This window comes from Bradyrhizobium sp. CCBAU 11430 (assembly GCF_028128855.1).
In the GTDB taxonomy this organism is placed as follows: Bacteria; Pseudomonadota; Alphaproteobacteria; order Rhizobiales; family Xanthobacteraceae; genus Bradyrhizobium; species Bradyrhizobium ottawaense.
This window is the reverse complement of the sequence record NZ_LBJV01000055.1, coordinates 47,247-58,594: the sequence shown is the minus strand read 5'-3', so window position 1 is coordinate 58,594 and position 11,348 is coordinate 47,247. Positions and strand designations below refer to the sequence as shown.

The following is an 11,348-nucleotide window of genomic DNA, read 5'->3' as shown; positions in this document are numbered from 1 at the left end:
TCATGGAATTCAATATGTCGATGGTGGTGCCAGCGACGCCGGCGGAGCTTTGGAGCACGCTGCTTGACGTCCCTCGCATATCGGGTTGCATCCCCGGCTGCGAAAACGTCGAGGAAATCGAGCGGCTTGCAACTTACAAAGCGACCGTCAAACAGAAGATCGGCCCGTTCAAGGTCGAGGTCCCCGCCGACATCATCGTTGAATCGATAACGGAGCCATTTCACGTCCGCACGCGCGCCACGGGCCGCGACAAGATCACCGGGACGAGGCTGGCGGTGGTTCTCGACGTGACCGTGACGCCGGAAGGGGCGGGGTCCACATTCGCCGTAGACGCGAAGGTCGACGTGCAAGGTCGCCTCGCGACTATGGGGTTCAGCGTCATCAAGCGTCGCGTCGATCAGAACTTCGATGAGTTCGAGAAGCGGCTCAAAGAAATGTTGGGCGCGACCTGATCATGCTGCCATCACCCTTCGAATTCGAGAGGCCTTCGACGATCGCAGGCGCCGTGCGTGCGGTCGGACAGTCCGGTGATGGCATGTTCTACTCCGGCGGAACCGAACTGCTGCTGGCGATGAAGATGCGCGTCATCCATACGGACCGGCTCATCGACATCAAGGGAATCCCCGGACTTGACCGCATTGCTCTGAACGATGCGAATAACATCGAAATCGGTGCGCGCTGCACGCACAACAAGATCGCCAATGATCCTGTTATTCGCGAGTACGTGCCGGCGCTGTCCTCGCTCTGCGCCAACGTCGCAAACGTCAGGGTCCGCAGCGTTGGAACGATCGGAGGCAATCTGTGCTTCGGAGAGCCCCACGCCGATCCGCTGACTATGCTCGCGGCCTTGGACGCACGGCTGGTGCTTATTGGCCCCAGCGGTACGCGTGTCGTTCACGCTGACGATTTCATCCGGAGTGAGCTGGAAACGGTGCGGGAGCCGGATGAGCTTCTGACAGTCATTGCGTTTTCGCGCCCTACCGGTCCGGTGACCTATCGGCGGTTCAAGCATGGTGAGAGGCCCTCGGTGAATGTCGCGATGGCCTGGTCGCTAGGCGTCGGCGAGAGGACGATCAAAAGCGCCCGCGTGCGGGTCGGAGCGCTCGGTTCGCGACCTCAGCCTTTGAAGGCCGTCGAAGACACCCTCCAGGGCATATCCGTCGCGGAAGTCCGCCCGGCTATCGAGGCGGCGCTCCCGACGACGCTGGATGAGCTTGAAGTCAACGAGGATCGGCACGGCGGCGCCGACTATAAGCGGCACCTTGCAGGTGTCTTGCTTCTGCGAAACGCGGACGAGGCGATCGCCGCAGCCGGGAGCGCGTGAAATGACACATGTGCTGCCCATTTCGTTCTCGCTGAACGGCCAGGCGATCGCGATCGACGTTCCTGCCCATACGCTATTGATCGACCTGATCCGGGATCGCCTTGGCCTCAAGGGGACGAAGCGCTCCTGTGACATGGAGGTGTGCGGCGCCTGCACCGTTCTGCTCGACGGTGAGCCGATCTCGAGTTGCACCACGCTCGCCGTCGATGTCGATCAGCGGGAGGTCACGACGATCGAGGGCGTAACGCCGCCTGAGGGCCTGTCGCGGATTCAGAAGGCGTTCGTGCTTCACGGCGGCCTTCAGTGCGGCTTTTGCACTCCGGGCTTCATCATGGCTGTCACAGCGTTGCTGAAGGCGACGCCGCACCCGACTGACGAAGAAATCCGTCACTACCTGCACGGCAACCTCTGCCGCTGCACCGGATACACCAAGATTTTCGAGGCCGTAAGGAGCCTTGCCGCCGAGCAAGTCTCCGAAGACGCCGCCTAGCCCGTCGCAAGATAGCGCAATGTCGTTTGGAGATATCATGAGTCTTGAACAGGTCAGTAAATCGAGTGTCCTCATTGCCGGCGCCGGCATCGGCGGCTTGGCGATGGCGCTTTCGCTGCTTCGTCGCGGCATCGATTGTGACGTATTTGAGCAAGCGTCCGAGTTGCGCGAGGTCGGAGCCGGCCTTTGGATCTCCATGAACGGCGTGCGCGTTCTTCGGGATCTCGGCCTCACCGAACAGGTCGAGCAGAACTGCATCGCGGCCGAGCGACGCTCGATCCGGCTCTGGAACACCGGTGATAGGTGGCCCCTCTACAACCGCAGCTCCGACGCGGCGCGCAATCAGCCCTATCTGCTGCTCCGTGCTCACCTGCTGAAGATTCTCGTCGACGGCGTGCGCGAGTTGAAGCCGGGCGCCATTCATCTGAGCGCCCACGTTGTCGGGTTCAGTCAAGACGACGAAGGGGTTCGGGCCAAGCTTGCTGACGGCTCCGAAGTCGAAGGGCGCGCGCTGATCGGCGCTGACGGTGCGCATTCGAAGGTCCGTCTTGGCCTCATCGGCAACATCGAGAGCCAGTACACGAAGGCCATCGCGTGGCGTGGTCTCGTGCCCGTCGACCGCCTTGCGCCGCACCAGCGCGAACCCGAGGTGGCAACCTGGATCGGACCCACCGCTCATGTCACGGCCTATCCGGTCCGTTGGCAGAACACCGTCATGATGACCTTTTCGGGCCAGGTCGACCATGACGACTGGCTCCTCGAATCCTGGTCGGAGAAGGGTTCTGTCGAGGAATGCCTGAAGGACTTCGAGGGCTGGCATCCGGACATCATCCAACTGGTCAGGAATGTGGATACCCTGAACAAGTGGGGACTGTTCGTGCGGCCGTCGCTGGGTACGTGGTCGAAGGGATGCGTCACCCTGCTCGGCGACGCCTGCCATTCGATGCTGCCGTACCTCGGGCAGGGCGTGAACATGGCCCTGGAGGATGCATCCGTCCTCGCCCGTTGCTTCGAGGAGAAGCCCGATGACATCGCGGCGGTATTCAAGACGTATCAGGGCCTGCGGCTCGATCGCACCACCAAGGTCGCAAAGTCGGCGGCCGGCATGCTGCCGATCTTTCATAACCAGGCGCTGTGCAAGCCGGAGACGGCGGGTGACTACATCAAGACCCAGTGGGCACCGGACGCGACGGCTGCGCGATACGATTGGATCTACCAGTACGACGCGGCCACCGCGCCGCTTCACTGACATGCTCACGATTGTGACCTCTGGAGCGCAACAGTGACTGGCACCAGGCAACCCTGGGACGACGTGATACCGCTGGACGAGCGCGAGACCTATGCCCTCGCAGGGCTGGGTGGTGCGGCGGGATTCGGCAGACGACCGGCGTTGCTGGTCATCGACGTGCAGTATCGTTCGGTCGGCGACCGGCCGATGCCGATCCGCGACGCGATCAAGCAATACCCCACCAGCTGCGGCGAGGCCGGTTGGCATGCGATCGCACACATCGCCGAGTTGGTGCGGCTGTTTCGCGAGAAAGAACGGCCGGTGATTTTCCCGCATGTCGCGCGGAAGGTAGGCCAGGACCAGGGCGCGTTCTCCGCGAAGATCCCGGGTATCATGCGGATCCCGTCCGAGGGCTACGAGTTCGTCCGAGAGGTGGCTCCGGAGCCCGGCGAGTTGCTGCTGCTGAAAACTCAGGCAAGCGCGTTCTTCGGCACTCCGCTTGCGACCTATCTGATTGGTGCCGGCGTCGACTCGCTGGTGGTGACCGGCTGCACGACCAGCGGCTGCGTGCGGGCTTCGGTTGTGGATGCGTGCGCGCTGAACTTCAAATCAATTGTGCCGAGCGATGCGGTCTACGACCGCTCGCCCACGTCTCACGCCGTCAACCTGTTCGATATCGCCAGCAAATACGCGGATGTCATGCCGACGCAGGTCGCCATCGAGCGGCTTCGCGCGCTGTCGGATGACCACACAAAGGATCAGCAGACGTGAGCGGCGCCGCGGCATCCGGATTGCTTTACGGCGCCAATGTGCACGCCAACGGCATTCGGCAGCATTATTTGCGGTTCGGCGGGGCCGGGCCGGCGATCATCATTGTCCCTGGCATCTCGACGACTGCGGCGCAATGGGCCTTCATCGCAGAACGCCTGTGCTCCGGACACGACGTTTTCGTGCTCGATGTCCGCGGTCGCGGCCTTTCCGAAAGCGGCCCGCATCTCAATTATTCGCTCGACGCATACGCATCCGACCTCATCGGGTTCGCTGAAGCGCTTGGAATGGGCCCTTATACGCTGCTGGGCCACTCGATGGGCGGCCGCATCGGAATCCGCGCCGCGCGTTGGCGGCCATCTTTCATGGACCAACTGATACTGGTCGATCCGCCGGTCTCCGGTCCCGGACGCCGCGCCTATCCGATTCCGGTCGAACCGCTTCTCAAATTGCTTCAAAGCGCGAAGCGCGGAGAAGCCGACGCGGCGCTGCGAAGCCCCTCTGCTCCGCGGTGGCCCGAGCTGCACATCCGCACTCGGGCCGAGTGGATGCATACCTGCGACGAGCGTGCTCTCATCGAGAGCCATAACGGCTTTCATGACGATGATATCCACCGCGACCTCGCCCATCTCGGCGTTCCCACCGCATTGATCGTCGCCGGGCGGGGAGGGGTCATTCGACCCGAAGATGAAGCGGAAATTCGCGGATTGCTGCCGTCGATCGCGATCAGGACGCTGGAAAGCGCGGGTCACCAAATGCAGATCGACGATACCGAGGGCTTCCTTTTGATCGTCGAAGAGCTTCTAGCGCGACCACACGATCGGTTCGACGGCCGCGTGTCTACGTTCGGCAAACAGGAGATCAGTGAAGATGTCCCGACAAATCGTTGATGTTGAAATGCTCGAGCTCTTCAAGGCCGAGCTGACACTCTGCAAGGTGACGAAGGGCGAAGTCGTTGCGGTCCTGAGCGGCGGCGAGGATCAGCAGGAATACGCCCAGGCCTTCATGCTGGCCGCGCAGAGCCTCGGCGCAACGACATTTCATCTCAACGTGCCCAAATACGGCCAGGGCAAGGTCGCGGGCCTGCAGGGCCGGCATGCGCTCACGGGCAACCAGCCGGCGATTGATACGCTCAAGCGCGTGGACATGGTGATCGATCTCCTGGGGTTGCTGTTCTCTCGCGAGCAAGCCGAAATTCAGGAAGCGGGCACGCGCATCCTGCGCGTGATGGAGCCGTTCCACATCCTCAAGAAGATGTTCCCGACCGAAGATCTGCGCCGGCGAACGGAGCTTTCTCGAACCCTCCTCCAGTCGGCCAGCAAAATGCGGATCACGTCGCCCGGCGGAACGGACGTAACTTATGGTCTGAAGCAATACCCGGTCATTTCCGAATACGGATACACGGATGAGCCCGGGCGCTGGGATCATTTCCCGTCAGGCTTTGCCTTCACCCAGGCGACCGATGGCGAGGTCAACGGCACGGTCGTGCTGATGCCCGGTGACATCCTCTGCGCGTTCAAGCGTTACATCCAGTCGCCGGTCACGCTGACTGTAAAGGACGGTTATATCGTCGACCTCAAGGGCGAGGGCACGGACGCGCTCCTCATCAAAAACTATATCGACAGTTTCGGCGATCCGCGCGGCTGGGCGATCTCGCATATCGGCTGGGGATCGAACGAGCGTGCCACCTGGCACCACATCGCGGTCTCCCAGGAGCTCGCGTCGGAGCACATCATGAATGCGCTTTCCTTCTACGGGAACGTCCTGTTCTCGACGGGGCCGAACACGGAGCTCGGCGGTACGAATGACACGCCGTGTCATTTGGACATCCCGCTTCGCGGCTGCAGCCTGTGGCTCGACGATATCCACATCCTCGACAAGGGCGACTTTGCTTATCCGGAATTGAGAGCGCCGGGCCGCTAGGCGCCAGCGCATCAAAATCGGTGCTCGGAGCCGCATTTGCGACTCCCAACGACGCGGAAAGCGTTTCGATAACGACCATCAATTGTCCAGTTCTCTCAACGGGAAGCGCACCACATGTCTACGGCGATCGGAACTTCGGAAGATTACACGGCGAGGCAACGGTATTCGATTATGATCTCGGCGATGCTGGGCTACATTCTCGACTTCTACGACGTTCTGATCTTTCCGTTTCTTTTGCCCGCGATCCAACGGTCGATGTCGCTATCGTTGGCCGAGGTCGGTTCACTGCAGGCTCTGACATTGTTCGGGTCGGCCATTGGCGGCGCGCTGTTTGGGATCGTTGGTGATCGACTTGGCCGAAAGACCTCGCTTCAACTCACAATCGCGCTGTTCTCGGTTGCCGCGATCATTTCGGCCTTCGCATGGAATTACTGGTCGCTTGCCGTGCTGCGGTTGATCACGGGCATCGGTCTTGGCGGCGAGTATGGCGTAGGCATGGTGCTCTTCAACGAGGCCTGGAAAAAGAGCAGCAGAGGTTTGGGCGCGGCCGCGCTCCAAGGCTGTGCCGTGATCGCGTCATCCACGGCTTCAATCGTTGGCATCTGGCTGATTGCGACGTTCAGCGACGAGTGGAGCTGGCGCATCGGCCTACTGAGTGGCGGTGTGCCCATCCTGCTGATCATCTTCATTCGTTTCTTTATGCCTGAATCCAAGATCTGGCTGGAGTATGAGGCGCAACGCAAGGCCGGTCAGGTCACCGCAGAAGCCCGCACACTTCCCCTTGCGGATCTCTTCCGCAATGGGCTGGCACGGCAGACCGTCATCGCCTTCGTATGGCTGATGAGCTACATGCTCTGCTACTACAGCGTAGTCTCCTTTATTCCGACACTGCTGCTGCGCGATATGCATACGCCAGGTGATGTCGTTCGCACGACAGCCGTTCTGCTCTCGGTGGTCAGCGGCATTTGCTACCTCGCGAACGGCTTTTTCAACGACAGGGCTGGCCGCCGCTTCGGAGCCCTCGTGCCCGCGCTGTTCTGGGTCGGGTCTTTGGTCGGTATGGCTGTGTGGGGGAGCCAGCTCTACGTGGGATCGAAGACTGAGTGGCCGATGTTCTGGCTCTACATCGGCTTCGGCATTGGCAACGTCGCGCTGGGTGTGACGGGCGTCTGGATCTCGGAGCTCTATCCGGTCAACCTGCGTGCGACAGCGGTGTCTACATTCTATATGGGAGGTCGCGGGCTCGGCAGCATAGCCCCTGTGATCGTGCCACTTGCGGCCGCCCATTTCGGCGGAAGCCTTCTCAACGGCATGGTTGCGGTGGCCCTTCCCGCTGCGGCCGTCTTCATTCTCGCCTCTCTTTTGCTGCCCGAGACCCTCGGCCGGGATTTGTCCGCGAAGGGCTTCAAGGTCGACACGGAAACGGAGGCCACGATGAAGGCTGCGTCGGTGTCGAGCGTTTGACGCTGGTGGAAGGGCTTGACCGGCGAGATGAGGGTTGTCGACCTGCTCATCTCGTCGATGCATGCGCAGTGGAAAGGAGCTGGCACTCCGTCATCCGATCCTGGTCAACATGGCGCAAGTGTTGGCCGACTTGTAGCGGCTGTAACGAAACCTAAAACCGATCACTTGTATACAAGCAATAATCTATGCGCCTGAGCCCGCCGGGCAGTTGCCTTGGAGACGTTCCTTGAAATCACTCAATAACCTGCCGATCACTCCCAAGATCAGCATTCTAGTTGCGATCTCGATGCTGGGCCTCTTCTCAGCTGGATTGCTTGCGGGCTATTTGATGCAGAAGGAAATGATCAATTCGCGTGTCGAACAGACCCGCGCCATCGTCGAGATCGCCAAGAACTTTGCATTAGGCTTGCAGAAGCAAGTCGAGGCAGGCCAACTCACCAAAGAGGCGGCAATTGCTGAATTCTCCCGCCGTGCTCAGACGATGACGTATGACAAGGGCGCGGGCTATATTTTCGCAAATACCATGGAAGGTGTCGCGGTCGCCTCTCAGGATCCAAAGACAATTGGGGTCAATCGTCTTGACGGCAAGACCAACGGACGTGCGCTGATCCGCGAACTGCGGGACGGCGTGGCGGCGAACGGCGATGTCGTGCTGCGTTACGAGTTTATGAGGCCCGGCGAAAAGGAGCCGATCAGGAAGCTGTCCTACGCGGTAGGCATTCCCGGATGGGACATGTTCGTCGGTTCCGGCGCGTATCTGGATGATCTTGATGCCAAGCTGCAACCGATCATGTAGTCGCTCGGGGGTGCCATCATCGTGATCGGACTGGTCTCGGGTGTCATCGCCTGGTTCCTCGGCCGCAGCATCACTAAACCGTTGGCAGTACTTGGCACGTGCATGAGGCGGCTCGCTGACGGCGAACTCGAACAGGACATTCCAGGTGTAGGTCGGAAAGATGAGATCGGCGCAATGGCCGCGACCGTCCAAGTGTTCAAGGACAACGCGATTCGCATTCGGGGGCTGGAGCAGGTCGAGGCCGAAGCTCAACGACGCACGGCTGCCGAGCGCCGTGCCACCTTGGAGAGCATTGCGAATGATTTTGAGCAAAGCGTCGATGGCATCGTTCGTGCGGTCGCCGCTTCAGCCGCCGATATGCAGGGCACAGCGGATATTATGACCACGACCGCCAGCGATGCTAGTCTGCGCGCGTCCACCGTCGACGCTGCGTCAGAAAAAGCGTCCGGGAACGTCGAAATGGTAGCCGCCGCCGCCGAAGAATTATCTGCGTCGGTAAGGGAGATATCGCAACAGGTGTTGCAGTCGACTGAGGTCGCGCGCCAAGCTGTTGGTGACGCTGAGCGCACAGACGCTACGGTGCAGGTCTTGGCAAGCGGAGCCGAAAAGATCGGCGAAGTCGTCCAGCTCATCCATAGTATCGCCACGCAGACCAATCTCCTGGCCCTCAACGCGACGGTCGAAGCGGCGCGTGCCGGCGACGCCGGACGCGGATTTGCTGTCGTGGCAGCCGAGGTTAAAGCGCTTGCCAATCAGACGGCAAAGGCAACGGAGGAGATCTCCGCGCAGATCGAGACCATGCAGGCAACTACAAACGACGCAGTTCTCGCCATTAACGGAATTACGCAAACGATCGCCAGGATGAGTGACATCACGCTGAGCATTTCCTCCGCGGTCGAGGAGCAGAGTGCTGCGACAAGCGATATTGCGCGCAACATCCAGTCCGTTGCCGCGGGTTCCAGCGAAATCAGAGGCCATATAGGCAGCGTCAGCACCGCTGCGGCCGCCACCGGTACAGCAGCCGGCGACGTTCTCACTAACGCGCGCGGGTTGGAGAATCAGTCGGATATGCTGCGTACGGCGGTAGACCAATTTCTGACCAAAATGCGAGCCGCCTGACCGGACGTTCCTGCCAGCGGCGCATCGCTCGTGGGCACTTGAGACGTCCGCGCCCAACGCGAGGCAACTCCGCCTTTCACATGGCGGTTGGGTGGGAAGTTCTTACGTGATGATCACGCGACCATTGGATGTTTTGATGCGTTGGGTCGCCTTTTTTAAGAGATATGTTTCTTTTTCCCTGTCGAGGTTGACAGTTTTATCTTGTGCTCCATAGGAATGCCCGGTTGCAGGTGCCATCCCGCCCCAACGGGTCGCGGTCTCAAGAACGTCGCAACGAATTGGTGAAACGACCGTGAACAAAGCGTGACGGAAACGCCTATTGCTATCAGTGAAATCAATAGCTTAGAGGATGGCCACCGCGTTCGAGAGGCGGGGGGCTCGGTCAGATCGCAACTTGAACCGAATGTCGGTATCGGTGGTTGCGCCTCCCCGCAACCAAATTCGGATTTTACCGGATCCGAGACGAAAATGGCCCGCATCACGCGGGCCATTTTTTTTGGGGGGCGATCGCGCGGAGCTGCGATTCTTTGGTGCTGGTTCGGATAGGACATGACGGGCCGCCGCTCCATGGGCGTGCATGCCGCGCGCAACAGCACTCATGATTGAAGGAACACGGTCTCGATCCGCGCGTCATCTTTGTCGCCGGGCCCATCCGGCACTTGCTTTCCGGGCGTCTGTCATTCGGAAGGGCTGGTCCAATGAAGTTCGAGGATTTCGAGGCCGCCGATGTTCAGGCGGAGGAAGCACGGATTTTCATCCGTCGGGCCGGTTCGGGACCGGCGCTGCTTCTGTTGCACGGATTTCCGCAGACGCATCTGATGTGGCGGGACGTTGCGCCGTTGCTCGCTGAGCAATTTACCGTGGTCTGCGCCGACCTTCGCGGGTATGGGCGTAGCGCTTGTCCGCCCTCAGGCCCCGACCACGCGCCATATTCCAAACGTGCGATGGCAAAGGACATGGTGTCCGTCATGACGCGCCTTGGCTTCGACCGTTTCTCGGTCGCCGGCCATGATCGCGGTGGCCGTGTCGCTTACCGGCTCGCACTCGACCACGGCGAACGCGTGGAGCGGCTCGCCGTTTTCGACGTCGTTCCGATCGCCGATGCCTGGGAGCGCGCCGACAAGAAATTGGCGGTTGGCTATTGGCCATGGTCGTTGCTTGCGCAGCCAGCGCCTCTTCCTGAGCGGCTCTTGTCCGCAGCTCCCGACGCCGTCGTCGACAATGCCCTCCATGGCTGGGGTTCGGCAGCAGGCAGCTTCAGTCCGGCGGTCCGGGCAGCCTATGTCGAGGCGTTGCGCGCTGAGGCGCATGTTCACGCGATCTGCGAGGAATATCGCGCGGCGGCAACGATCGATCACGAGCACGATCTGGCGGATCGCAATTCCGGCCGGCGGATTGATTGCCCTGTCCTGGTTCTCTGGAGTGGTCGCGGCCCGTTGAACGCGTGGTACGCGAGCGAGGGCGGTCCCTTGGGGCTTTGGCGGAGCTGGGCCGATGACGTGCAAGGGAAGCCGCTCGATGGAGGACACTTCTTCCCCGAGGAGCTTTCGCAGCAGACTGCAGACGAATTGAACCGGTTTTTCGGCAGACGGTAGCAGCAATGCCAGCCCGCGTCGGCGCCGGGGTGTTAGCGCGCAGACCGAGGCCTCGCTGCCAGCGCCTCGAAGCGGACGCCTAGCATTGCTAGCATCCGCTTCTGCGAGCTCGGGTCATGTTCAAGATCTGTACGGACAGACCATCGTCAGGTTCAGCAGCGTCGGCTTGTCCGAGCCTTTCTTGTATTCCCACTCCAACCGGATCTCGTGTCGGTGGGCATAGGCATCGCTTGCCGCGTGGGTGATGATCTTCGTCTTCATCGGGATCGGCGGCTCGGAATTGAAGCATTTCCGCACACAGGCATCGAGCAGGTCACATCGTGTCAGCGGGATGACGCCGGGCTCGTCCTTGGAGAGCGGGACCGTGTTTGGCTGGGTGCTGAGGTCGACGCGGGCGCGGCCCTTCTCCTTGTGCCAGTACTTGGCGCTGCCCTGCGGCCACCTCGACGGCGGGTTCAAGATCAAATGGTACTGGCCGTATTCCAGGGTCGGCAGGTCGATGTCGTCGGATGCCTTGAGCTTGGCGACGCTCTTCTTCATGTTCGCCAGGGGATAGTAATTGGCGTTCATCAAGTCTCGAAATGCCTTGCCGCTATATACCAGTCCGGCCATCGCCTCTTTCCTCGATATGTCTGTTTGTC

The 11,348-nt window shown here is 60.9% G+C and carries 10 protein-coding genes and 1 pseudogene; 10 read left to right on the top strand and 1 reads right to left on the bottom strand.

Going from position 1 to position 11,348, the window contains the following annotated elements; translation table 11 throughout:
• The first annotated feature begins 2 nt into the window (after positions 1 to 2).
• From XI04_RS16445 to XI04_RS16400, 10 genes and pseudogenes are all read left to right on the top strand, one after another.
• Complete coding sequence (locus XI04_RS16445) at positions 3 to 452, top strand: CoxG family protein (RefSeq protein ID WP_271609580.1); 450 nt, start codon at positions 3 to 5, stop codon at positions 450 to 452.
• A gap of 2 nt (positions 453 to 454) precedes the next feature.
• Positions 455 to 1,324 carry an FAD binding domain-containing protein gene (locus XI04_RS16440; RefSeq protein WP_271609579.1) on the top strand — a complete coding sequence of 290 codons (870 nt, stop codon included), beginning with the start codon at positions 455 to 457 and terminating at the stop codon, positions 1,322 to 1,324.
• A 1-nt stretch (position 1,325) separates the two neighbouring features.
• Positions 1,326 to 1,814, top strand: coding sequence for a (2Fe-2S)-binding protein (locus XI04_RS16435; protein WP_038950124.1), 489 nt, complete (start codon positions 1,326 to 1,328; stop codon positions 1,812 to 1,814).
• 37 nt (positions 1,815 to 1,851) lie between these two features.
• A complete protein-coding gene (locus tag XI04_RS16430; RefSeq protein WP_271609578.1) occupies positions 1,852 to 3,063 on the top strand; it encodes an FAD-dependent monooxygenase in 1,212 nt (403 codons plus the stop codon).
• 33 nt (positions 3,064 to 3,096) lie between these two features.
• Positions 3,097 to 3,813: an isochorismatase family protein gene (locus XI04_RS16425; protein ID WP_271609577.1), complete on the top strand. Its 717-nt coding sequence runs from the start codon at positions 3,097 to 3,099 to the stop codon at positions 3,811 to 3,813.
• The gene (locus XI04_RS16420; RefSeq protein WP_271609576.1) at positions 3,810 to 4,700 is read left to right on the top strand and encodes an alpha/beta fold hydrolase; all 891 of its coding nucleotides are present in this window, start codon (positions 3,810 to 3,812) and stop codon (positions 4,698 to 4,700) included. The genes XI04_RS16425 and XI04_RS16420 overlap by 4 nt, the downstream gene beginning before the upstream one ends.
• The gene (locus XI04_RS16415; protein WP_038952045.1) at positions 4,681 to 5,733 is read left to right on the top strand and encodes a leucyl aminopeptidase; all 1,053 of its coding nucleotides are present in this window, start codon (positions 4,681 to 4,683) and stop codon (positions 5,731 to 5,733) included. The genes XI04_RS16420 and XI04_RS16415 overlap by 20 nt, the downstream gene beginning before the upstream one ends.
• A 114-nt stretch (positions 5,734 to 5,847) precedes the next feature.
• Complete coding sequence (locus tag XI04_RS16410) at positions 5,848 to 7,197, top strand: MFS transporter (protein ID WP_092215509.1); 1,350 nt, start codon at positions 5,848 to 5,850, stop codon at positions 7,195 to 7,197.
• A 286-nt stretch (positions 7,198 to 7,483) separates the two neighbouring features.
• Positions 7,484 to 9,112, top strand: a pseudogene (locus XI04_RS16405) (methyl-accepting chemotaxis protein).
• A gap of 698 nt (positions 9,113 to 9,810) precedes the next feature.
• Positions 9,811 to 10,707 carry an alpha/beta fold hydrolase gene (locus XI04_RS16400; RefSeq protein WP_271609575.1) on the top strand — a complete coding sequence of 299 codons (897 nt, stop codon included), beginning with the start codon at positions 9,811 to 9,813 and terminating at the stop codon, positions 10,705 to 10,707.
• Positions 10,708 to 10,827: 120 nt separating this feature from the next.
• Here the strand turns inward: XI04_RS16400 and XI04_RS16395 are convergent, their stop codons facing one another.
• Entirely contained in the window at positions 10,828 to 11,319 is a 492-nt protein-coding gene (locus XI04_RS16395) for a hypothetical protein (RefSeq protein ID WP_152102338.1), read from the bottom strand.
• Positions 11,320 to 11,348: the final 29 nt, after the last annotated feature.